Consider the following 24,863-nt stretch of genomic DNA (forward strand, 5'->3'; position numbering starts at 1 on the left):
GTTGTGCTAAATCTGTTGTATAATATTTTTTTTTGATTTGAGTCACGGATATAAGTTTATTATTAAGACCCCCTGTTTCGGAGGCTGTGGATTTACACCCTGCTTTTTGAGGAGTGATGTATAAAAGTTAATGATAAATGCTAAGTCTTATCAGAAGCCATTCGGCGTACCATTGGACAAGAAAGTAATGTCCTTGGGTATATGGATTGATGCAACAAATGTAAAACGATGTTTTTTATTTTGCACTGGATTTATTATAGTATTATCACGAATTTAATGTCGTTTTAAAATTAACTCCAGCAGGCTTGCGCAGGTGCATTTTTAACAATTTAAAAAGGACCGGTTAATGACCGGTCCTTTGTAGTTATTATGAGTAGTACTTATTGTGGAGATGTACCAGCTCTGCGATGGAATGGACATTGAGCTTTTTAAATATTCTGAGTTTATGGGTACTGACAGTAGACATGTGAATGTTCAGTATATTAGAAATTTCCAGAATACCATGTCCTTCTACCAGTCGGTGATAAATTTCTGCTTCTCTTTCAGAGAGCATATCCAAAGGTCTTGTCACTTTACCGGAGGGATTAAAATCGTTATTGATCACTTCATGCAATAATGCTTGCGGATAATAATATCCGGAAGTAAAAATGGAATGTACCGCTTCAATAATTTTAGTGTCTTCACAGGATTTATTAAGGTATCCGTTAGCTCCTGCGGATAGGTAGGAGATTGCCTGACTTTCTTTATGACTGGTGAAAATAAGAATTTTGATGTCATCTTGCAGTTTTCTTATATCCCTGATCATATGTTCAAAAGTACTTCCCGGCATTTCGAGGTCAAGGATCAGTAGGTCGTAGTTCTTTTCGTTCATTTTTTCGAGAACTTCATAAAAACTTTCGGCATGATCAATGCTAAAATCGGGATGTGCGCCTTCTAGAATTATAGCAGTACCCATTCTTACGACATAATGGTCGTCTGCTATAATGATGTTTTTTTCCATAATTGTCAACATTTTATTTAGGTATTTTAATTTCTACTACAGTTCCTCTGGGGAAATTATTGTTAAAAGTTATCTGAGATTTAATTTTGTCAATCAGAAGAAGTACAAACTTAAGTCCATAGCCGGAGCCTTTTTTCTGGAGTTCCACGTCTCCGATCAAGATGGAATGGAGGTTGTTGTAATAGTAGATCTGATCGGGAGACATCCCCTTTCCATCATCTGTAATCTGTATATAAATAAAGGAATCATCGCAATCTGTGTCGATGATGATATTGCCATCGCTGGTGTTTTTTACTGCATTGTCAAGGATATTATGAACAATTGCTGCCAGAACGGAGCTATTGGTCTGGATATACAGGTCATTTTTAGGGATGAAAGTAATAGCAGTATTGTTATCCTGAGCAATATTTTCAAAAAATGTTTTTTTCTCCATAATCAGTTTATTGAGCAGATAGGGGACCGATTCCTCAATCTTGCTGGAAAATAGAAACGCATAATTACCCAGCTCAAGGGTGAATCGATACAAAAGTTCTGAAGACCTGTGTATGCTATGAAAATACTTTTTCTGAATCTCCAGGCTATCCGTTTCATTGAGCTTTTTAGAAAGATGGGAAAGGTGTTTTATCGGCGTAGCAATATCGTGAGAAATGGCCTCAATGAGTTTTTCACGAATAATATTACTGCTGTTGATTTCCTCTTTTTGGGCATTGATTTCTGTATTGGCTTTTTCTAAAAGGTCGTTCCTGGATTTAAGCTTTCTATCATTGAATTTTATTAATAAAAATGCTAGAAATGCCATAGCGGCAATGACTGATGCTTTAAAATAAAGACTCTGGTAAAAAAATAAGCCAATTTTGACATCTACTGTTTTATAAATATAATTGTTATTACTGCCCAGATATCGAAATACAACCTTATGTTTTCCTGGTGTTAATTTTTCCAGGGTATATTTTCTCTGTATTCCTAAATCTATCCATTGGTTTCCATCTGTTGATACATGCAGGTCTACATTATTTAAGTTATTGAAATAAGGAAAGTCCATGAAAATCTCAAGTGTCTTGAAATTATCATTGACAATATGAAGGGTATTATCCTTAATATTAACCTGACGGCCATCGAGGTAGGCTCTGTCAATATAAAAATCGGTAGCCTTCAGATAGAATGATTTTACTTTATCCGGTCTGAAAAACACCAGCCCGTTGAGTGATGGGAATACCATTTGTCCGTTACTTAAAATATTTCCGTTGGGATTTCCGCCACCATTGAGCTCATTAGTTGGTAACCCGTCTGCGGTAGTATACCGGTAATATCCGACAGGTTGATTCCTATGATCGGAATATTGGAGCAGACTCTGCATTTTGACCTTAAAAAGACCGTTATTGGTAGATATCCAGAGGTTGTGCTGATTATCTTCTAATATCGTGTGCGTATCAAGAATATAAGAGTTTTCATCCAGAGGCATTCTGATCAGCCTATCTTTTTTGAGGAGAAAGAATCCGTGATTTTTTGTAACGATCCAGATATTGCGGTCAGAGGTCTGAATGATTTTTTTTACGGGGTAATCCAGCAGCTTTTTAATTTGTTTTTTTGAGTGGTTGCCCAGATAAAGCCCATTTAAACCTCCTATAAGAAGCTGCTGACCGAAGTATTTTTTAATATCATTAACAGGGTAGTTAAAATAAAACAGCGGGGTTGTTTTTTGGAGCTGATCATTATATTCTGAAAGATAGTATTTATCATTCTTTATATACACAATATACAGCTGGCCATCCTTACTGTATACAGCATCCATCTCTTCATGTACGGGGACGGTTCTATATTTATCATACTGATACGCTTTAAGGCGTTTATAAAGTATATCGTTTTTTATAAAAAATATATCTTTTGCCTTATTGATAGCCAAAGAATATTTATTATAATCATTAAACACATCTTTATTGTCAGTTTTGTGCTGAGTTATAATCTGAGATATACTGTCGTAGATATTTCCCTGAGGTGTTATGACGCTGTGGCTATCAAAAGGGAGGGTAGCATAAAAAACATTACCGGTAAATAACGACTCACTACTTGGAGTGCTGAACTGAGGAAGGGTAATTATATATAATCCTTTTGTGGGACTTCCTAAAAATACATGCCCATTTCCTTTATTGTGTACAATTGAGGTAATATACAACAGGCCGAGTCTTTTATTGATTTGGGGAATATGGGCTATTTTTTCTGCAATGAGCTGGCCGTTTCGGTATATACTTTTATAAAGGATATCTTTATTGACCATATAGACTTGCCGGGTGCCTTGGCTCCAGAAAATAACGCTTTGTGGATTTGTATGCTGCGGACTGCTTTCTACCTGTGAAATCAGGCCATTACTGATTTTAAAGACCTTTTTATAACCGGAAACGGTCATAAAGAGATTATTGTCACTCATAAAAATATTCTTTACTAAAACCATATTGAAAGGAACTTTTATTGTTGTTCCGATATTGGTTGCGGGGTTATAGTAGGTAAAACAATCCTTATCAAGAAAATAAATGTATTGGCCTGCATGAATACAAAGCCTCTCTTTATCCATTCTGGGGGTCACAATAGAATTTTTATTGTATAATTTATACCTACGACCGTTATAGTTTACAGTGAGTGTAAAGTATTTTGTAGGCATTGGTTTTTTTAACAACTTTCGCCCCGTTATAAATAACGTTGTCTTACCGGTTTCGTCAACATTGAAAATTGAATCCTTTTCTATACTGCCCCAAAAATTAGTATATCTCGCTTGGTTATAGTGGTTTTTTACGGTCATGAACTGGCTGCCGTCAAAACGGGTAATTCCATTTTCCGTGGAAATCCAAATAAAGCCATATTTATCATTGATGATATCTTTGACACTGTTTTGTGGTAGTCCGTTATCAATAGTATAGTTTTGCCATATAAGCTCAGATTGGGCATGCAGTTTAAGAAAGGCCAGTAATATAATAAATATAAGTCTATTTTTCATCCTTACAATTGGGTTTTTAATTTATATCTATCATGTTGTTTTCAATAATTGTAAAAAAAAATCACTTTGATTTAAATTTTATTTTTGATTTCTAATTTAAGAATATTTTAAAAAAAATATATATTTTATATTTAATTTCTTAATATTATATTAAAATATAATAATTGTGTTTATTTTATTAAAAATAATGTAATTCAAATTGACGTGATAATTTTAAGCTTAATTTGTTTTTTGGTTAAAATTTTTCACAAAATGAATGGCAATGTAAAGTAAATGGTATATTTTATTATCTCTTTATGACTGAAGATTAATACCCTCCTTAGATTAGGATGTATAGTAGATATTTTCTCATCTTGTCAATATTTACACAAATTTAGGTCATAGAATTATTTCGAAGTGTAGTTTTTAATAGGGTTTGTTATAGTATTATGTTTAATTTAGTATAGATTAAAATCTACTACTTCTGCTTTGCCGAAGCTTGCTTACTGCATCTTCTGAAAAATGCTTTATCTATTCTTTTAAAAAGCTTATGATCTACTATTGCAAATGATTGTTCTTTTTTTTGTAGTTATAATTTTGTATTCGGATAGTGATAAAACTATAGGGTAGGTTTTTGCCTAAAATGGTAATACGTGTAAATTTAAACTGTGAAAAATAGAAATATAACCTGACTATAAAATAATTCCAAAAGCAAACAATTGCCCGGCAATGGATTGTTTTTAAATTGTTTATTGTTGAAATTATAGTGAAAAAGCTATGACAATTAAAAACATTATATCAAAAGAAAATGGAAAAACTATAGTGTTTTACAAATACGGGTCCCTGTGGGTTGCTTATGAGCAAAGTGCCTACTGCGTATGGGAGATCGGTGAATATACGCCTGAAGTAAGGCATATGAAATACCTCAGAAAACATGTTGTCAGCATTAATTTTCGAAATGATTTTCTCCCTGAAATCATAAACAGGCTTTCCGTGTATGGCCTTATGGAAATGGAAAAGGATCGTGTACAAATAGTACTGAAAAAAAAGATGAATGAGCGCCACTTTATGAATTGGAAGGAAAGTGTTTATTACAGAAATTTTAAAGAAAACGTTCTTTCTTTTTCATTGGAAACGAAAACATCTGTAGAAGCCTATCAGTTCCTGAAAAAAGTCCAGCAGAACCTTAATCATCAGTTATAGATTCAATCACTTTTTAATTATATTATTTATGTTTACCATTTCCTTTTTGGAAATGGTTTTTTATTCAAAAATCAACCAATTCTGTTAAAATGGCTCAGGTATATATGTTTACAGCTAAATAATGATTTAATGTAACTAAAAAACTATATATAATTCGTGATAATGCTACAGGCTACGAGGGTCATTCTAGTGATTTTGTCCTTATGTTTGTAGTACAAATTTTTATTCATTTTTTAGCAAAGTGATGAGAAAGATGACAAGTTCCCTCACAGGGTTTTTTAATTAAAACCCTGTATTTTAAGTTTAAAACTTTATTTTCATAATTCATTTGATAAGGGAATTCAGATTGTGGTTTAACATCTGGGTTCCTTTTTTATTTTCACGTTTTTTACAAGATTAAAAACTAGAGTTAAGTCTGTTTTATAGTTTCTGGCCTATATTCTGTCTACTTTACTGCATCATTAGATTGACCACAAAGATTATGGTTAACAGAGTGGGGAAAATTTGTATTAAAGTTGCGTATTGTCACATAATAACTACATTAAAATCCATCTAATGCTATAGTAATTCATATCTATAGTAGAAATTTGTTTCTACCTTTGTAATAACATTTTACACATTATTTTTAAACCTTTTTAGAAATTGTTTTATTTAACCGGGACCTAGAATTCTAGGCCCGGTATTTTAGGCACAAGTTTAGAAATCAGCGGTAGAGTTACCGGCTGGTGTGTAGTAAATTCCTGATTCTATTAGTAAGGAAGAATTATAGATACTGCTGAATGTTTTTGTTAATGTCACAGATTTCTGGTTTACATTTTTCATAAAAACGTAATAATCAAAAAAGCCTGCCGGTCAGGTACTGAATCTATTTATAACACATCTGATAAGGATTGAGGTTATATATTATGGCTGTACTCAAAGCTGGATAAACAGCGTAATATCGGAAGTATTAGCATCGAAACCATTTTAAATATGTTATATATAAAACTCTTAATTCTAGTAATTGTAAGCATGATTATGTTTTCCTGCAAAGAGGATGATTTTCAGGACCAGGCAGCAGACCTGCAATTTGAAAGCCACGCCGGAATGGTTGAAGTGGAATACAGGGGTCAGAAGCTTGCTGCATGGAAGGATAAAAATGGAAATTACGTTGTGGGGGATGATATTGTCCTTTATAGAAATGAGGTGAATGAATTGTCCGGATCTGGTGGACAAAATAAGTATGCACTTTTGGATTGGGAGCAAATAACAAATATTAATGTATCTCTCTGGCCTGGGGGACTCATCAGTTTCAATATCGGCCCCGGTTTTACCAATGCGGAGCTGGTAATGATAGATAAAGCGATACAGCATTGGAATAATAAAACTAGGATCATATTTATTCGGGTTCCGGTCAATGAAAAAGTATATTTTAAAAAAGTGGACTCCGGTTGCAGGGCCGGCCTGGGATACCCGGAAAACGGAGAAAAAAATATTGTTCAGGTCAGCCCATCATGTGATCTTCAGAGTATTATCCACGAATTAGGCCATGTCGTTGGATTAAATCATGAACATCAAAAATCCAGCAGAAACGGCCATATCATTATGAAGCCTGAAACTTTTAATTTTATAGAAAGCAATTACCATTCAATATACCAGACTTTAATTGAAAATTTTAGAATAGAGGAGACCAATTTAGGTGATCCTTTTCCATTTGACATACAATCTGTGATGATGTATGGCTCATATCCGAGAAATAACATTGCTTTGAGAGACCTATTAATAAGCCAATCTCTGCCGTTCTTTACCAAAAAAGATGGAAGTATTGTAGAGCGGCCTCTGTTAGGATTAAGCCCAAAAGATATCATGCTTGTTCAATATTACTACACCAGAAAACTGATCTTGAGAAATATTGATTATAATGTTGTCAGAGTAAAAATGAGGACCGAAGGAAGTGATCCTGATATCATGTTTTTAAATCCGGAGGAAGAAATTATGCTTTATTATGATTCGCAAAAGGATAGATATACTTATAACGGTCACGTGGTACAGCAACTTGGTCTTAATAATGGAAATGATGTCACCAATTATATAAAGTTAAGTTGGTCGGGATCAAATGATATTAAGTATTTTGTTAAGGTATCAGATCCTATGGATAGCGATGGATCGATGATACTGATTAAAGACTACGTGCATCCGGAAAATACAGCGTATTACCATTTTACCAATAGGGACGGTATTGATGGCGGTAGCAGGAAAGCGATCGTGGAATCCCAAAAAATAGATGATTATACTTCGTGTATCTATTTGAAACGGTGGAATTCAGACCGTAATACGGACAGGCAGGTGCATTCATTTAATAAGTACACCCCAGCTACTTTAAAAATCAGGAATATTAATTATCCGGCTTTAGAGAATATTGTGATGAAATTTACAGGATGCTCTGATAAAAAGATAGCGCTGGCCCCAGGGCAGAGTATTGCATTGGAATATACTGCGAATGGTTTTACCTATGGAGGATGCAAACTCAGACAATTGGATTTCAATAATGGAAATTCCAGTGATGATCTGAACTTCAGTCAGTCATCCTATTTAGGTGAGGTTACTTATCAGGGGTCTTCTTCATATATAACAACAATTATAGATACTAATAGCGGATATATTTATGGCGCTGTCGACCCTGATGGAATTGACGGAAAAGTTACTAACGCTCAGTTGGTCGGATATACAGCCCAAGGTACAATGTTTATCGATATCAGGAAATAATAATTAAAAATACATATATAAACATGAAAAAGCAATTCATCATTTCACTTTTGATTCTTTCAGCAACAGTACCTGCTCAGAAGATAGCTTTAGCACCGGAAGCAGGTTTTGGGATATCCACGGTACATACCAATGAGACCACGGGTATTTCAAATGCATCAAATTTTAATGCGGGAGTCTCGGTACGTATCAAACTTAACAATAATTGGGGAATTCAGTCAGGAATATTTTATAATCCAAAAGGCGCTCAAAGGACGATATCAAAGGACAATACAACTATTAATTCCAGACGGGTAATCAGTTATTTTGAATTACCGGCTCATCTAGTATATTATATTAATGGGGAAAATGCTGAAGGTTTGTTTGTGTCAGCAGGGATGTATCTGGCTTTAGCTACGGGAGGTCATACGTTGAAAACAATTAGGGGCTCAGATATGGATATTGAAAAAAGCACCAAAGAAATTGAGTTCGGAGATCATGTCAATCAGGTTAAGCGCTTTGATTACGGGTTGAGTTTTGGTCTTGGTTATCAATCTCCTATAGGAATTTATATCAGAGGGCAATATGATCTGGGATTACAAAATGTTGTCAATACAAAATATGTTTACAACAGAAGTTTTCAGTTAATGGTCGGATATACTATACAACTATAGAAACCTTTTAATTGTTGGATACTGATATGTTTATCATTACAATCAAATTGCTGCACATTATTTCTATTACAGGTTATTTTTTAGGGATATTTTATATAGGACATTTATTCCTTTGTTACAAATACACGGATAGATTTTCAACAGCAAGAAAGAAGATTTTAAGAAGACAATACCTGTTTAGTATTGAAAGGATATGGAATATTATTGTTGTTCCGGGTGGATTGATTATGCTTGTAACGGGGCTGATTATGTTTTTTGTAAAAAAATATCTTTTGACCATGCAGTGGTTTGATTTAAAATTGATTTTTCTCTCTATGCTGAGCATTTATCATTATTGGTGTTTTGAGAAAATCCGCCATTTAAAAGTACTAAAAGGATATGATTTAGAGACTCCAAGTATCAATTTACAGCATATCAATGAGATGGGTATTTTGATTTTACTTTTACTGGGGTGCTGTATTATTTTAAAATATTTAGCAATGATCTATTACGGGCCATTCATTACAGGCACTATTATATTGTTGTTTTTACTGGTAATAGTCCTGAAATTGCTCAGAAGGTAAAAACCTGCTTGTATGTAGTGGATGTAGGTCTTGTATTAATTTTTTTGAAGATGAAGATTAAAAACGAATTTATATATTTTATACAATCACTTCAGTTACAAATATGTGAAGTTTTGGAGGGAATAGATGGGAAGGCTATTTTTAGGCAGGATGTGTGGCAGCGCTGCGAAGGTGAAGGTGGCCGTACACACGTTATTGAGAACGGCAATGTATTTGAAAAGGCAGGTGTCAGCACTTCAGTTGTTCATGGTAAGATTCCTGAAATGCTGTCAGCTAAGGGGGTAAGCAATTGTGATTCTTTTATGGGTTGTGGCATCTCACTTGTAATACATCCTATTAATCCATTTGTTCCTTCTGTGCATGCCAATTTCAGGTATTTTGAGCTTTATGACAAAAGCGGGGAGCTTAAAGATTGCTGGTTTGGGGGAGGAGCGGACTTAACGCCATTCTACCTTGAAGCATGTGATGGGAGTCACTTTCATCGTACTTTTAAAGAAGCATGTGATCCTTTTGGCATGGAACTTTATCCTTTGTTTAAAAAACAGTGTGATGAATATTTTGTCAATGCGCACCGTAATAATGAGGCCAGGGGTATTGGTGGGATTTTTTTTGATGATCTGCGTCCTGATACAGGTAAAAGTATTGAAGATATTTTTGCTCTTTCGCAGTCCAACGGGAATGCCTTTTTGAATGCATATATTCCTTTGGTCATCAGGAATAAAGATATACCCTATACTCGGGCCCATCGGGAATGGCAGGCTTATCGGCGCGGGCGTTATGTTGAGTTTAACCTTATCCATGACCAGGGCACTTTATTTGGGATTCAGACGGGTGGACGTACAGAGTCAATTCTTATCAGTCTTCCCCCTATGGCAACATGGAAATATGATTTTCATCCTATGGCAGGAAGTCCTGAAGCTCAGATGGAAGAATGGCTTAAACCCAGAGATTGGATCAACATGAAACTCTAATTATTCTTTTAGAATTTACCAAATTTAACTTGAAGAACTCATGAGAAGTGCAACGATAATTTTAGCTACTGTCTTTTTTGTCATTACGGCATGTAAAAAGGCTGGGCCCTATCCTCCGATAGAGAAGGATATATACACCATTGACTCATTCAATGTTACAGATACGATCAAGATTACGGATTCGTTTTCTATGATCTATTCCTCGAAGAAACTTTATTTTCCTTTTATCCAGAATACAGCTTTGCTTAATCGTATTTATTTTCAATATAAAGATTCTGCCTATTTTTCAAAGCAGGAATTAGAGATTTATATGGAAAGAGATCTTTTAAAACATTATGATCATCTGAAAAATCTTCGTAAAACAAAAAACCTTAATGGTGTATGGGTTTACAGCAGTGAGATGGAGGTGAAATTTTTACTTCATCAGTATCTGCATATTCAATATACAGATATCCATAATGAAGGCTATACAATGGCACGGTGTACCTACAAAGACAAAATGTTTGACCTTAAGAATAATCGGGAACTTATCCTTGAAGATATCACCAAAATATCCAGGGAGCAGTTGCTGGTACTATTGAAAAAAAATATGTACAAAATATTTTTTAATGCAGTAGGTGATCCGCGGATCCATGAGTTTGATGAAAGGATGTCTAAAATGAATGGTTTGCATGAAATTCCGGATACCGGTAATTTTTATTTTGATAATAACGGATTGTATTTTCATTATAATCCTCATGAAATTATCTCTTCTTCATTTTTGGATTTTGTGATTCCAATATCCTGGGATCAATTGGAGGGAACATTAAGCGATGACTTTAAAGAGAGGATGAATATTGACGATGACTTTTAATAAAGTTCCAGTTTTTATGTCCGTTTAGTTAATTAAAACAAAAAATCAGAGAAGGCATGGTCTCTGATTTTTATTTGGAGGGAAATGTATTCTCAATATTTTTATTCTTTTATCCATAGCATAAACTTTTTCACTTTGTACTGAATTGTGATATGTTCTATACAATTTTGCTTATTTTTCTCCAGCCTCAACAGGGTGATTTTTATTTTTTTTCCGCTGATAAGCTGGCAAAACTGTTCAAATGAGATGATTTTTTTGTTGTTAACGACAACGGGAATGCTATATTTTTTGCATATAAAACCACTAAAATCTTCTTTGGTTTTTGATTCTGCAGCTACCTGTTGCAGTAATATTCTAAACTGTTCGTTCGATATTTCGGGTGCATTTGCGTGTGATATGAGGGTATCTTTTTTAGTCACTGACTTAGGAGAAGCCGGAATATATTGTAATGCATCTACTAAGGGATCCTTCTCGGGATTTCCCACAGGCAATGAAAAAGAAGAATGAGATTTTTCGAATTCATAGGAGCGGATATCTATTTTCGGTTTTTCTTCTTTTGTTACGGGGGCAACATAGATTGTTTTACTTGCTGAATGTTGGCTGTCACCATTGACCACAAGGGTTATTTTCTTAGAACCTTCTGAATTAAACTGATAAGTGGGTGCTTGGATTACTGCATCTATTTGATTGGACTCTCCAAAATTCCATTCCCAGGAAACACCATCTTTTTTAATCGCGTTAAATGCAACAGTTTTTCCTGTTGTCACAACATTGGGGGCAATGATCAATGGCAAATTTTCACTGTACTGGTCAGTACTGGTGATTGTTATTAATTTTTGATGGACACAGTTTTTATTAATTGTGAGTGTGACAATATAATCGCCGGGCTTTTTGTAGGAGTGCAGGGTGCGTTGCCTTTTGTCTGCCCGGGTACTGTCACCAAAATCCCATTCCCAGCTTTTTGCCCCGGTTGTGCTGTCATCAAATTCTACTGCCTTATTGGTTGTAAACTCTTTGGCATATATGATAAAGCGTGCATTTTCGCAATCTACATGCCTGCTGTATTGGTAGATGAATAAAAGTATACCTAAAGCTAAAAGGATGATAATGCTCCAAAAGACCTTGGAATCCAGGCTGGAAGAAAAAAAATATTTCATAGTATTTGTGTTTATTGTGGTAATATAATAACAAAGATAATGGCAATGTATTTATATCCATAATTTATGTTGCTATTTTATAGATTTTATTCTATGTCATTTCATGATTTGAATCATGAAAATGAGAAAATTCATCCTATACATTTGTGTATATATAATATGAAAAAGTTCATCACCGTTATTCTGGTTTTTGATAATACCTGCTTTTCCATCTCGCCGTATCAGGTATGCCGTATTAGTATTTTTTAAAACACCTACATAAAGATGAAATTTTATTTAGAACAATACTGGGTTGCACTGGTAAGTCTTCTTTCCTTATCCGGACTTGTGTCATGTACGGAGAGAAAGTATATAAACGAATTGCCTTATATGCATCATTATGAGCAATATACCAAGGAATTAAGTGGGATCAAAGATCGTATCGATTCCACTTTTGCAATGACAGATCACGAGGATGAAAAGCTCAGTGATCAGGATCTGGATATCCAGGAAAGGTACTCTATTATTATGGGAGTAATGCCTAAAAAAATCACAAATTATAAGTTATATTCTTTTATCGACAGGTGGATGAGCGATCCAGGTAATAAGCAGACCTCTGCACAGAATAAAGGAGCTGATTGCGCACCGTTTGTCTCTTTACTTTTTAATGAGGTATATCAGGAGACGATTTCTCCGGTTCCTGAAAATGTTTTTTGCTCAAAAAACATTGAATTGTTTACCGGCAGGAAGTTTCTACAGGAGGGAGATATTTTATTCTTCCGGTATGATAAACTGCATCCAATTTCTGATGAAGCTATATACTTACAAAATAACAGAATAATTGCCTGCACTGCCGGAGGATTAAATATCTATGATTTTAATGATCAGTATTTCCAGCTGAGATATGTTGCGGCGGGCAGATTAAAACCTAAAAGCTAGGAGAATGAAATATTTTGAGAATATTGCCGGGCAGATCAGCGCTTTGCCGTATGATATCAAGGCAGAGGTTATAGTCAATGATTTGTTGATAAATAAAGATCTGGAATATGAGGATTTTATTATTGAGAAAGATGGGCAGTTTTCAAGGGCCTACCGATATGATATTCTGGATTCCGAGGTAGGCAAGTATAGCTTTGGGAGTGCTCCTTTTTTAAAACTTATTCTTTCCCGTGACAGCATTTATGATATGTTGCCTGAAAACATAGTACATGATCTGAGCAGTGATATTACTGAGAACAGCGTGGATGTGATGATACAGGAATACAGGATTAAAAAGCAGGAGCAAAAGAATGCAAGGCTTTTTTTTCAACCCTTTGAAAATGAAATTTTCAGCTATGGGGTAGGCATTGAAACCTTTGAGCAGGACTTTTTATGCCGGCTGCAGAGTTCGATTTCTCCGGAAATATTTTATGAACTGTTAGGTATCCATGATGATTTATCCACTGAAATGGCTTCCCGCCTGATTAGGATACTGCCTTTTACTTATCGGATTGTAGGTAATGTTGAAATGACTTGCCAGGTGCTTTCACTACTTCTTGGAGACCAGGTTAAAATCAGCAGGAAAAATTATAATACATATGATAATGATGCGCAGAACAGTTTGCTGGGAGATTGCAAGTTAGGTATTGATATGGTGTCAGGCAGCAATTATGACCATTATACGGACCACTTAAGTGTGATCGTAGGACCAATAAAAAAAGGAGGTTTTTGTGACTACCTTGACAAGGGAAAGAAGAAGAAGTTTCTGGATTTATTATGCTCTTATTTCTTTTCCATTGAAGCCGAGATTGAATTTAATATTACTTTATTCAGGGAAGAAGAAGATTTTGACCTGAACGCAAAAGAAGTAACCGTTTTAGGATATAATACAAGGATATAATGCATCTGAAAAAATATTTTCTGAATCTAACGGAGCCTGAAATTCTGGTTTCCATCCTTGTCATTCTTTCGGTCTGTATTATGATGACCGCAATTTTCAGACAGAGGATACCGGATTTTAAAAATAAGTACAAATCCAAATTCAATTCTTATGTTTTTGTCATCATCATTATCAATGCATTACTCAGTTTTGTAGGATATAATAAACTTTTCACGGATGATGTGCAGCTTGAGTTTGCTTTTTATCAACTGGGCTCTTTGTGTTTGGGAAGTTTACATTGTTATATGTATCAGGCTTTTTTTAAGAAGTTCGGGAATCAGGTAAGGGGTTTGGAATACTTTTTTGTTCTGTTGATCATGGGTTACAGCATCATCCCCTTTGTTTTAATCTATACTTTTTTAAATGGGAGTAAGTTTGTTTTTCTTATGGTGGGACAGTATGTTTTATTTCTTCTTCCCACATTGCTCAATGAGACTTTTAACAGGGCAATGGCTATTCCACCGAAGATTTATAAAACATGGCATTTTCCGGAGAATTATAAGAACCTTCCGGGGGTTACAGATGAGGAGATGAAGGATCTGGTTGTCTTTACGCTGCTGATCGATAAAGACAGGAATGCAAAAAATTATAGTGCCTACAAAGCGAAAGGACCAACAAGGATTGATTTCGGCAGACTGTTTTACAGTTTTATATTGGATTATAATGATAAACATCCTGAAAGCGAGATAAAAGTGGAAGGGGAGAATGGGTTCTACAATTGGGTCTTTTTCTTAAGGCCCAAGTGGTATGAATCTACAAAATATGTAGATGCAGATCTTCCCCTCTATATGAATGGTATTGATGAAAACTGTGTAGTCATCTGTGCCCGTGCGCAGCATATGATCATCAGTGAGGTTGAAAATGATCAGCAGCCCGACTTTGAGTATAAAGAAGAGAATATGGTGAATTAATAAAAAAATAAACAAAATGATAGAAAAGCTAAAACATTATCCCATCCACTGGATTGATGGAATGAAGATTAATAAAAATCATTTTATAGGGATTCAGAACTATATAAGTGATGCTGTTCGAGATTCAGTCGGGATTCATACTTATCCTGTGAACTACGGACTTTTACCGGGTGATGCCGTTAGAATCAGAATGGCAGTAGACCAGCACAGACTGTTGAAAGTTGCTATTGAAGAATGTCAGGCTATTACTCCTAATGGTTCCAGGATTGATATTGGGGGTGATGATGCCGGATTATCTGAAGATATGCTATTACATCATGATGCGAGTTATGAGATCAGAGATGATGAAGATATGCGGCTGATGGTTTGTGTTGCGGTAAGCCTCTTTAACAGAGTACCTTTTGGGGAGCCTGATCCTGATGAAAATCCTCCAAGATATCCTTATGCAAAATCAGGATATTCACTGAAACTTATTCCGGAGAGTGAGTTAAAAAATACGATGGGTTTTGGAGCGGGTTATCTTACGGTGGCAAGGATAGTGGTAAGTGGTGGAGAATGTACCATGGATATGGATTATATTCCTCCTTGCATCAGTGTTTCAGGTCATACAAAATTAAGAGATTTGTATATTGAGATCGACCGTTTCTATAGCCAGCTGGAACTTTATGCTTCCCAAATCAAACAAAAGATTCGTGCTAAAAAGCAGACCCATCTTTTGTCTTTAATGGTGGATGATATGGCAGATAAAACGCTTGGCTACCTCGGATCAGAAATTAATGCTTATCGCTGGTCTGCTCCTTATGCGCCTCCGACTCGTATGTTCTCATCGGTTATTGCTTTGGGAAGAGTCCTGAAGAATTGTATAGAGACTTATACAGGTTCAGGTAAAGAAGAATTACTGAATTACCTGACGGAGTGGTGTAATGTAAGTCAGGGAGATTTTGAATCTATTTTTTCTGATGCTCTGAATGCTGACTATAATCATAATGAGATTGATAGAATTGTTGTTAAAACAGAGCGGCTGATAAAAACTACAGAGGAGATGTTTTCCATTCTTAATCAGTTGGATTATATCGGTAAAAAGAGAGACGGAAGTATTTTTGTTTCTGAAAAGCCGGGTGATCGGGATGCTGTCCATCAAGCCAAAAGGAATCATTCTTTTCTGGCAGAGTAATAACCTTATGACTATTGTAGTATGATGGAAATCCTTAACAAAAAAGAAAGATTACGTGCATTTCTTTTTTTTATCTTGTTCTTTCTGGTTGCCGTATTTACTTTGGTTGCAGGACTGTTTTTTAATACGTATTTCCCTTTTAAGGAGAATTCTTTACTAAAGGCTGAAAATAATACGCTTAAGAAGGAAATGGATATTCAGGATCACTTTTCTTTTCAATTAGAGAAAGTAAAATTCGCTGTAGACTCTATTGGAGTACAGGGTAAGAACGATTTCTTCAATGAGAATCTGGCCTTATCACTCCTTACGGACATGTATCAGCAACTTCCTAAAGACAGTATCAAAAATGAGGTTATGTATAGTAATATTATCATGGGTTATAAAGACCTTGTGGACCGTAAGAAAGAGATCAAACGCCTGTCATTAGTGGGAAAGAACATAGACAGTTTACGGGCGATCAATAAAATCCTGAAACAGGAATATGATAAAATCAAAACAGACCTTGACGTCTGTCGTCAACTCTATAAAGCTCAGTAATGAATACTTTCAAAACCTATTGGACTTTTTTCTTCATTGGTTTCGGGGGACTGTTTTTACAGGCACAGGTGGTTTTGGACTCTGCTCTGAAAACGGCTCAGTTCGATTGTAAAATAACGCAGACCAAGGAAAAGCTCGGGAATAAATATTTCGTCAGTACCCAGGATCTTAGGCTTCGAGCTGAAAATGAAGAATTTGTTTATGCCATCATGGAGCTGGGGAAAAGAGTCAATTCTATTTTTATGTATATCAGGATTATCGATAAAAATGTATGCATTAAAAAACAGCAGGTGGTGGAGATCAAATATGTCAGTGGTGAAACGGTGAGTTATAAAAATGATTACCCTGTGAACTGTGACGGCATTTTTGTAAGGAAGTTTAATCAAAAAGAGTTAAAGACAATAAATGAAAAAGAAATGGCTGTTATCAAAATATATACCTATCAAAAGAATTACGAATTTTTGATAAGTAGTACGCAGAACTATAATATCAATAATCAGATTCATTGTCTGGCTGCCTATAGGATAAAGCCGATATGACCTCAAGGATAACACATGATAAGAAATAATGCTTTATTCAGCGTTAAGGTGAATGTGATGGTGAAACTTTAAAAATGGAGATATTATTGCAATGAGAGGAATTTATTATAAGACCCCAATGGATTTTGGTCGGATTATGGATCAAAGGGACGGCGAAAAAGTATCTGTTGATCAGTCTATTGCTGAGCATCTTTTTATGATTGTTACCACTCCCTTAGGAAGGTGCAAATTTGATGATCACTTTGGAACTGAAATTTTTGAAGTAGACTTTGATCTTCCTAAAAGTGATAATTCTATCAAGGAATTTATCAGCAGAACGGTCAAAAAATCTATTATAAGGCACGAAAAGAGACTTCTCTTGGAGGATATAGAAGTGGCGGTTAGCAATACTGACATTGGAAAATCAGAACGGAAAAGAGTAAAGAAAAAGGTAACGGTTGCTGTAAAAGGATTGATAAAAGAAACGGACAGGCCTTTCTTTTTTCAAAAATCTTTTTTTATAGGACCTCTTTCATATTAAAATTGTATGAATCAAGAAAAAATTAAAGACAGAATATTCCGCAGAGCGGCAAAACTCTGGGGATATAATGAACTGGAAGCAGATTCTTCCTTTGACCCTATTGTAGGTCTTATGCTGTCAGCTACAGCCTCTGAGCTTGAAAAGCTCGGATTTGAACTCGAAAGCTCAAGGGCACGTATTACTGAACGGGTCCTGGAGGTGTTGTTTCCGGAGGAAGTTTCCGGTGTGATGCCTTCCAGATCTGTACTTCAGATATTTCCTCTTGAAAATGGGACCAGGCTTTCATTACATGATCATTTTAAAATCGATCAAAAGGCATCGCAAGGTCTTAACCGTTCGGAGGCTCCAGGTAAGGATATTTATTTTTGTCCCACAATAGAAGCTCACCTGACTACAGCCCGGGTTGAGTATCTGGCTCACGGTAAGGTTATGAAGATGCAGGAGACTTCTTTTTCCACGGCGGTACTAGAGAAAAGTGAGAGCCATATGCCGGCTGGTGAAATATGGGTAGGAATCCGCAGTTCAGATTCAGGATCTCTGGACAATATGATGTTTTATATTGATCTTAATAATCAGTATCAGAAAGAATTATTTTTTCACTATATCAACCAAGTGAAAGTATGTTACAATAATCAGGAGTTTGAGCTTGTCAAGGGATATAATGTTGATCAGAAGCCTGTTGACTTTAGTGATGTTCTTATGAAAAACCATTTGGAGCTTGACTATATATACCAGGATGTGAATGCCTATTATTTTTCGAGGTTTTTTACATTGAAGCAAAAAATAGAGCCTGCTGAAAAATGTCAGAGTGGGGAGCTTTTTACGCGCTATTTTCCTGATAGCAAAATAGCTGAAGATGAGGATATAATCTGGCTTCAATTTAAATTCCCTGAAACAGTAGAGGATGAGGTACTGCAGAATGTCAGTATTATTCTTAATTGCGTTCCGGTCGTTAATATTTATAATACCAAGGCCTATAAGAGAGCTTTGGGAAGACTTGATATTCTTCCGATTCAGTCCGAAGATCATTTTTTAGCTTTGGATTATGTATCCGATGATGCAGGGCGAAGATTTGATGTAAAGAACTATGAGAGGGAAAGAGACAGCATATCTGCTATTCTGAGGAGAGGAGGGGTGAGCAGGTTTGATCATCGGAGTGCTTCTGAGCTGCTTCAATATCTGTTGGAAGTGATCAAAGATGAAACGGCTGCATTTTCAGCAATCGGAGGTGATTTAGCCAGGGAGATGCTGGTGCAGATCAGCCAGAATATGGCAGCTTTGCATCAGCTTGCCCAGGAGAAGAATTTCTCTTATATCCATAACCCCTACCTTATGATAACTGGTAATACATCAAGGTCGGAGACTTCTTATAATATTTCGTATTGGAATACCCAGGCTGAAGAAGCCAATCATATCAGGCCGGGAACCCTCTTTGCTGCGGACCAGCCTGGAAGTTTGATATGTGAAAGGAATTCTGTGATGATAACCTCCTCATGGGGTGGAAGAAAAAGCCTTTCACCACAGGATAAGATTCTTTCTTTCAGAACGGCATTGCTTAGCAGAGGAAGAATAGTAACCCCGGCAGATATCCGGGAGTTAGCTATGGGACATTTCAAGGATACAATTACAGATGCCAGGGTAGAGAAAGGGACCAGGAAAGAAGTGGCTTTAAAGAATGGCTTCAGCAGGACTGTAGATGTTCATCTTTTTAGAAATCTGTCCATAGGGGATATTGGTGAGGAAGAATGGAAATATAGCTGTGAGAGTTTTTTGTTGAAACTCGAAAATAATTCTACTCATATGCTTCCTTACAGGATATTTGAACATTAATATGTTGCTGATTTATAGGGAGGTTAAGACCTGACCTTGAAAGCTAAAGACTATAAATAATAATTAAAAATATATATTATGTTATTAAACAAAGGAATTGGAGGAAACGAAGTTCCACCAGAAATAAGCGAATCCATCTTTGAAATTCCCCAGAACAGGACACTTTTGGCGCAAAAATTAACGGCCCATGATCCTGTAAAACCTGAACTGGTTGAAGGATTGGATACGGTAGAAAAAGTTTTTGAACATTTTAAGCCGGAAATTAAAGTTGAATTTGAGGATGAAAAGGGAGGTTCTAAAATAGAATCTTTGAAATTCAATAATCTTGGAGATTTCGGGATTAAAGGGATTACCAGGCAGAGTGATTTTCTGTCAGGTTTGGAAACGGAAAAAAATCAATACCAACAAATCATCAGGCAGCTGAAAACCAATAAGATTTTAAAAGCCGCCATAGAGGATCCTGACGCCCGAAAAGCTTTATATAGCACTTTGCAGGCTTTGATCCTGGAATTGGAAAATAATCAATAAAAGCACAAATTATGGACAAGCAACAACAAGTACAGCAATCATCTGGTATCCCGGAACGATTTAAAGAAGAATATGCTCCGGTAGATAACCTGGCAGCACTGGCACGTTATGGGGGGTTTGACCTTTTGGAAATATCCATTGATGGGGTTCAGAATATTAATCCTGAAAGAAAAGCCCGGAAAAGAATTTTTTTAACGGAGCCTGGTAAGGAGAAAGAAAAGGATACCTTAAAAAAGACCCTGAAGTTGTGGGCGAGTGTGCTGGCTAACAGTGAATCTTTGTCAGATATGGTTACGGATTGTGAAGAAAGGAAAAAGTTTGCGGAACAGCTGTTAGTTAACAATTTATCCAAAGCGGTTGAAGATACCAATGAAATTGAGGCAAATTACAGAACGGTATCCTTATTTTATAAAAATACAGAGTCTGCAAAGGTTAAAAATATTACGATTGTCAATGCTGCACTGGACCAGCTCAAGGATCTGGATAATACCCGTTTTATTGACACCATCCATACGGAGCTCACGGATAATTATGACAGACTGGATCTTAAAAATAATTATGGAATTTTAGTTATTCCCGGTTATTTAGGTTCCAATAAGGTTATAGAAAAATGGGCTAAACTGGTGTATGAAAATAAGGTAATGCTTGTCACGGATTTCGAGCATCTTGATGAGCCTGACGATGTTATGGAAATGTTTGATCAGGCTTACCTTACAGGGGGAGACGTATACAGATCAAATGTGCTGATGACCTGTAACTGGCTTGTAGGCAGAGGCAGGTTTGAAGAAATAGAGGAGCGTGAGAACATGTATATACCCCCATCTACTGCATTGGCGGGAAAGATTTATAAAACATTGATGTCTCAGGTTACAGCAGGAAAAAAATTCGGGGGGATTAATGAAGTGGAGGGCGTAAAATTTGATCTTAAAAAAAGTGAAATTGCCAATCTTGAAAATTTAGGTCTTATTCCTATGGTGAATGAGTATGGGAAGGTGATGGCTTTTTCAGGGAAAACTCTTTTCAATGGAGACAACTTGGGGCTGCAGACCTATTCCGTAGTGCGGGTTTTTGATTACGTTACTAAAGTGTTGATGGATTTTCTGAACAGAAGGGCATTTGAAAATTTCACGGCAGTGACCCGAAAGGAAATTATGAATCAGATTGTCGGATTCTTGGACAGCATTGCCGGCCCTGGAAAACTGATAGAAAATTTTGAAATCAAAAGATTTGAGCAGGATCCTGTTCAAAAGGACCGTATTCATCTGGATATTCATATGAAACCTTATTTTCCGGCTAAAAACTTTTTGATTAAAATGGATGGTCATAAAGGAGATCAGGGGAATGAATGGGATACGGAATATAAGCAAAACTAGAGTGAGCTTATTTTGCCAACGCCTGTAATTATTTTAGGGAATCAATTCAAAAAAGCAGTTCCGATTAAAGCATACTTATGCATTCTCTCTTCTATCGAGGAGATTACTGAATATGCTTAGAGATATGCATCCTTAAAGGTATTGCAGATTGATTAAAGCACCAATATTATATAAAGTCGGGTAAGTATGGTACAGCGTAAAAAGACTGTTATTTACTTCTTTCTGACTTGAATCAAAACTACAAACATTCTGTATCTGCTGATGCAGACGCTATTTTTCAGGGTTCCCGCTTCTGAATATTTCGGCATCTGCTTGTGTGAGGAATGTATTGTATTTCAAATATTTATTAACATTAAATTTTAACATTATGTCATTTAAAGCAAAGTTAAAAGTAGCTGGTAAAGAGTATAATATACTTAAAGTCAGCTACGGATTATTTCAGGAGACTGATGCAACGGGAAGGCCTTCCACCGTTACAAGAGGAGGGAAGATTGATATTGTCATAGAGGGGACGGGGGCTACTGATCTTTTCGAGTGGATGACCAATTCTTTTGAAAGAAAAGATGGAAGTATTGTATTTGCTAAGCGGGATAGCGATGCAACACTAAAAGAATTGAAATTCACAGAAGGATACCTGGTGAAGCACAAGGAAGATTTTGATTCTACGGGAGATAATCCATTGACTGAAGCCTTTACGATTTCCTCAAGAAAAATCGAATTGGGAACGGGTGCCTATGAAAATGAGTGGGTATAAACCTTGAGGATAAACAGTAGTAATCTGTTTACTACTGTTTATCTTTTTATCCATGTTTATTAATTTAATTATAAGCTATTATATTATGTCATTTTTATCGAAATTAGAACTAGACGGTATTACCTACAATATCCTTGAGTGTCAATATGGTTTTACCCAGGCAACTGATAATACCGGTAAGCCTCAGGGCATACCTCAGGGAGGAGAAATCCTGATTAAAATTGAAAGTACGGGAAATTCGGAACTTTTAACCTGGATGCTGGATCATAATCAGACGAAAAACGGTAAGATTATTTTTTATCGCCGTGATGCGATCAGTAAACTTCAGGAACTGGTTTTTGAAAAAGCATACTGCATCGGTTTTAAGGAGAAATTTGATGCCAACAGCACCCAACCTTTACAGATTGAAATGCGCATGATTGCAAAGAAGTTTGATCTCAATAGTGCAACTCATGAGAAAATGTGGAAATAAATAAAAAAATGTTGAGCAGTGATGCTGTATGATCCATATCCCTGATATGCTGTAACATCTCACGTATAGGAAACTTCCTGCAAGGCACTTTAAATCAAGTTAATCTCAATGCAATTTTTGTCATGTCAAAAAAAATATATACACAGTCTGATCCCTCATCGGATACATCCGGGGATCCATATGCAGAACAGAATTCTTCCCAACCGATAATTTCCATGCTAAAAGAAAAAGAAAGTCCTTTAGTATATTGTACGCTGGCGCTTGAAGGAAAGCCATTTCTTGATACCTCCAGTTTTTCATTAGAATTGCAGCAGCTTACCAATGAACACGATTGTTTTACGATCCTTGTTCCTGACGATGCATTGGACGGTTTTGAAGGATATGTGATGGAGAATTCCAAAAATATTCTAGGAAAAAATATTACCTTTTCTTTTCATCGTTTCGCAAGCATATGTCAGTCTTTCAGCGGAGTTATCACCAATATCAGGAATAAGAAAGAAAACGGGTACGGTAAGCTCATTATCACCGGAAATGCGCCTAGTATTCTCCTTGAAAATGGCAAAGCATGCCACAGTTTTGAGAACAAAAAGCTTAATGAAATCATCAAAGAGATCACAGAGGAACATTCGGATATTAAAATACTTGTTGAGAACCTGAACACTCAGTATATCTTACCTTATACTGTACAATACAAGGAATCGGATTATCAGTTTATAAAAAGGCTTGCCCAACGATATGGGGAGTACTTTTATTATAATGGCCAGCAGCTGGTATTTGGTAACAAAGTGCAGTCTACGGTTATCCTTGAAGAAAATATTGATCTTATTGAAGTTGAGTTTGAGCTCAACATCAAACCTCAGGATTTTGAATATACGGTTTATGATGCCAATAAGGGGATCAATACAAAAGCAAAATCATCCTCTATCCGTTCACAATATAAAGAAAATCATTTCCAGGCTATTGCTATTAATGCTTCGAAGGAAGTATATCAAAAGAAGCAGCAGATGCTGTTCAATTACAGTGGTATTTCCGATGTTACGGAAAAAGAGCTTAAGGAAGTGGTATCTAAGGAGAAGGAGAACCGGGAAAAGCTTGTTCAGGTAAGAGGAAAAAGTAAGGATCCGGCAGTAAAGATAGGAGGGAGGGTTCAGCTGATAGATATCAACGGAAAGGCAATGGAGACCTATAGAATTACCGAGATTACGCATTATCATGACGGAAATATCTACTATAATGAATTTTCCGGTATTCCGGATCTCTATATTGCCCCTTATCAGGATGGTGAGGCGGTACCTGTAGGTGAACAGCAGTCGGCAAGGGTTGTGGATAATAATGACCCGATGGGAATGGGGCGAGTGAGGGTTCAGTTTCCTTGGCAGGAGAGTAAAGGAACCAGTTCTCCTTGGCTTCGACTCGTTCAGCCGCATGGAGGTGTTGGAAAAGGCTTTTATTTTGTGCCCGAGACGGGAGAAGAAATTTCAGTGGGATTTGAAAGTAACAATGCAGAAAAACCTTATGTGATGGGAGCCCACTACAACGGATCTGAGAAAAGTGGCTACCAGACGGAAAATAATGCTAAAAAAGTGATTCAGACCCGAAGTGGAAACCGTATTGAAATGAATGATGAGACAGGAAGTATTATCATAAGGGATGCCAGTAACAATACTATTGTGTTGGACGGTAAGGGGAATATTGAAATTAATGCACCTAAATCCATTCATCTTACTGCTGGGGCAGAAATAAAAATGGTTGCTGGGGCAAAAATATCGGTTGCAACGGTTAATATGGAGCAAGCTATTGCCAATAAGCTGGAAACCACTGCCACCCAGATCAGTGCCAAAGCCATAGCAAAAATTGAATATTCGGCGCTGGAAATTATGACAAAGGGTGAAAAGAAACTCGATCTGAAAACAAAAGAACTTACCTTAAGTGCTGAAGAGAAATTAATGATGCACTCGGATAAGGAGGCTATTGTGAATGCCAAGTCCAGTGTAGGGATAAAAGGTGGTAAAATCAGTATGGATAATAAGCCTAAGGGCCCTGAAAAAACGAAGCAGGAAAAAGATATGGAAAAAGTAAAAGCGCTCGGTCTGGAGAAAATTATTCCTTCGAGTATTGATAAAGGACTGGAATACGTAGATAAATACAAAAAACTGACAACAGATCCAACGGCTCCTGTAAGCTCAACCCAAAAAAAATAAGATAAATCCCAGAT

Annotated in this window: 22 protein-coding genes; 19 read left to right on the top strand and 3 right to left on the bottom strand. The window is 36.2% G+C overall.

Annotated elements, in window-relative coordinates:
- Positions 1–367: 367 nt before the first annotated feature.
- A complete protein-coding gene (locus tag ACP3T3_RS00790; protein ID WP_426478051.1) occupies positions 368–1,000 on the bottom strand; it encodes a response regulator in 633 nt (210 codons plus the stop codon).
- A gap of 13 nt (positions 1,001–1,013) precedes the next feature.
- A complete protein-coding gene (locus tag ACP3T3_RS00795) occupies positions 1,014–3,989 on the bottom strand; it encodes a sensor histidine kinase (protein ID WP_426478052.1) in 2,976 nt (991 codons plus the stop codon).
- Between the two features lie 756 nt (positions 3,990–4,745).
- On the opposite strand from ACP3T3_RS00795, the gene ACP3T3_RS00800 reads away from it, so the two are divergent.
- The 6 genes from ACP3T3_RS00800 to ACP3T3_RS00825 all read left to right on the top strand — a co-directional run bounded on the left by ACP3T3_RS00800 (position 4,746) and on the right by ACP3T3_RS00825 (position 10,956).
- On the top strand, positions 4,746–5,171 hold the full coding sequence (locus ACP3T3_RS00800; protein WP_426478053.1) for a hypothetical protein: 426 nt from the start codon (positions 4,746–4,748) through the stop codon (positions 5,169–5,171).
- A 1,017-nt stretch (positions 5,172–6,188) separates the two neighbouring features.
- Complete coding sequence (locus tag ACP3T3_RS00805; protein WP_426478054.1) at positions 6,189–7,916, top strand: M12 family metallopeptidase; 1,728 nt, start codon at positions 6,189–6,191, stop codon at positions 7,914–7,916.
- A 23-nt stretch (positions 7,917–7,939) separates the two neighbouring features.
- Positions 7,940–8,569: a porin family protein gene (locus ACP3T3_RS00810; protein ID WP_426478055.1), complete on the top strand. Its 630-nt coding sequence runs from the start codon at positions 7,940–7,942 to the stop codon at positions 8,567–8,569.
- Between the two features lie 26 nt (positions 8,570–8,595).
- Complete coding sequence (locus ACP3T3_RS00815; protein ID WP_426478056.1) at positions 8,596–9,132, top strand: CopD family protein; 537 nt, start codon at positions 8,596–8,598, stop codon at positions 9,130–9,132.
- Between the two features lie 50 nt (positions 9,133–9,182).
- Positions 9,183–10,103: an oxygen-dependent coproporphyrinogen oxidase gene (hemF, locus tag ACP3T3_RS00820; RefSeq protein ID WP_426478057.1), complete on the top strand. Its 921-nt coding sequence runs from the start codon at positions 9,183–9,185 to the stop codon at positions 10,101–10,103.
- 40 nt (positions 10,104–10,143) lie between these two features.
- On the top strand, positions 10,144–10,956 hold the full coding sequence (locus ACP3T3_RS00825) for a hypothetical protein (protein WP_426478058.1): 813 nt from the start codon (positions 10,144–10,146) through the stop codon (positions 10,954–10,956).
- A gap of 101 nt (positions 10,957–11,057) precedes the next feature.
- Here the strand turns inward: ACP3T3_RS00825 and ACP3T3_RS00830 are convergent, their stop codons facing one another.
- On the bottom strand, positions 11,058–12,113 hold the full coding sequence (locus ACP3T3_RS00830; RefSeq protein ID WP_426478059.1) for a PKD domain-containing protein: 1,056 nt from the start codon (positions 12,111–12,113) through the stop codon (positions 11,058–11,060).
- 264 nt (positions 12,114–12,377) lie between these two features.
- Between ACP3T3_RS00830 and ACP3T3_RS00835 the strand changes: the two genes are divergently transcribed.
- The 13 genes from ACP3T3_RS00835 to ACP3T3_RS00895 all read left to right on the top strand — a co-directional run bounded on the left by ACP3T3_RS00835 (position 12,378) and on the right by ACP3T3_RS00895 (position 24,849).
- Positions 12,378–13,031 carry an NlpC/P60 family protein gene (locus ACP3T3_RS00835; protein ID WP_426478060.1) on the top strand — a complete coding sequence of 218 codons (654 nt, stop codon included), beginning with the start codon at positions 12,378–12,380 and terminating at the stop codon, positions 13,029–13,031.
- A gap of 4 nt (positions 13,032–13,035) precedes the next feature.
- On the top strand, positions 13,036–13,971 hold the full coding sequence (locus ACP3T3_RS00840; RefSeq protein WP_426478061.1) for a type VI secretion system baseplate subunit TssG: 936 nt from the start codon (positions 13,036–13,038) through the stop codon (positions 13,969–13,971).
- Positions 13,971–14,921 (top strand): TssN family type VI secretion system protein, encoded by a 951-nt coding sequence (locus tag ACP3T3_RS00845; RefSeq protein ID WP_426478062.1) that lies wholly within the window; start codon positions 13,971–13,973, stop codon positions 14,919–14,921. Before ACP3T3_RS00840 ends, ACP3T3_RS00845 begins: the two co-directional genes overlap by 1 nt.
- 16 nt (positions 14,922–14,937) lie before the next feature.
- Positions 14,938–16,095 carry a hypothetical protein gene (locus tag ACP3T3_RS00850; RefSeq protein ID WP_426478063.1) on the top strand — a complete coding sequence of 386 codons (1,158 nt, stop codon included), beginning with the start codon at positions 14,938–14,940 and terminating at the stop codon, positions 16,093–16,095.
- Between the two features lie 21 nt (positions 16,096–16,116).
- On the top strand, positions 16,117–16,632 hold the full coding sequence (tssO, locus tag ACP3T3_RS00855; protein WP_426478064.1) for a type VI secretion system TssO: 516 nt from the start codon (positions 16,117–16,119) through the stop codon (positions 16,630–16,632).
- Positions 16,632–17,171, top strand: a complete 540-nt coding sequence (locus tag ACP3T3_RS00860) for a hypothetical protein (RefSeq protein ID WP_426478065.1) — start codon at positions 16,632–16,634, stop codon at positions 17,169–17,171. Before tssO ends, ACP3T3_RS00860 begins: the two co-directional genes overlap by 1 nt.
- A gap of 91 nt (positions 17,172–17,262) precedes the next feature.
- Entirely contained in the window at positions 17,263–17,691 is a 429-nt protein-coding gene (locus ACP3T3_RS00865; RefSeq protein ID WP_426478066.1) for a GPW/gp25 family protein, read from the top strand.
- Between the two features lie 6 nt (positions 17,692–17,697).
- Complete coding sequence (locus ACP3T3_RS00870; RefSeq protein ID WP_426478067.1) at positions 17,698–19,521, top strand: type VI secretion system baseplate subunit TssF; 1,824 nt, start codon at positions 17,698–17,700, stop codon at positions 19,519–19,521.
- Between the two features lie 78 nt (positions 19,522–19,599).
- Complete coding sequence (locus tag ACP3T3_RS00875) at positions 19,600–20,049, top strand: hypothetical protein (RefSeq protein ID WP_426478068.1); 450 nt, start codon at positions 19,600–19,602, stop codon at positions 20,047–20,049.
- An 11-nt stretch (positions 20,050–20,060) separates the two neighbouring features.
- Complete coding sequence (locus ACP3T3_RS00880) at positions 20,061–21,422, top strand: DUF5458 family protein (RefSeq protein WP_426478069.1); 1,362 nt, start codon at positions 20,061–20,063, stop codon at positions 21,420–21,422.
- A 367-nt stretch (positions 21,423–21,789) separates the two neighbouring features.
- Entirely contained in the window at positions 21,790–22,176 is a 387-nt protein-coding gene (gene tssD / locus ACP3T3_RS00885; RefSeq protein WP_426478070.1) for a type VI secretion system tube protein TssD, read from the top strand.
- Positions 22,177–22,261: 85 nt separating this feature from the next.
- Positions 22,262–22,648, top strand: a complete 387-nt coding sequence (gene tssD / locus ACP3T3_RS00890; RefSeq protein WP_426478071.1) for a type VI secretion system tube protein TssD — start codon at positions 22,262–22,264, stop codon at positions 22,646–22,648.
- Between the two features lie 122 nt (positions 22,649–22,770).
- Positions 22,771–24,849, top strand: a complete 2,079-nt coding sequence (locus ACP3T3_RS00895) for a type VI secretion system Vgr family protein (RefSeq protein ID WP_426478072.1) — start codon at positions 22,771–22,773, stop codon at positions 24,847–24,849.
- The last annotated feature ends 14 nt before the right edge of the window (positions 24,850–24,863 follow it).

Source organism: Chryseobacterium sp. CBSDS_008, assembly GCF_049959325.1.
Lineage (GTDB): Bacteria > Bacteroidota > Bacteroidia > Flavobacteriales > Weeksellaceae > Chryseobacterium.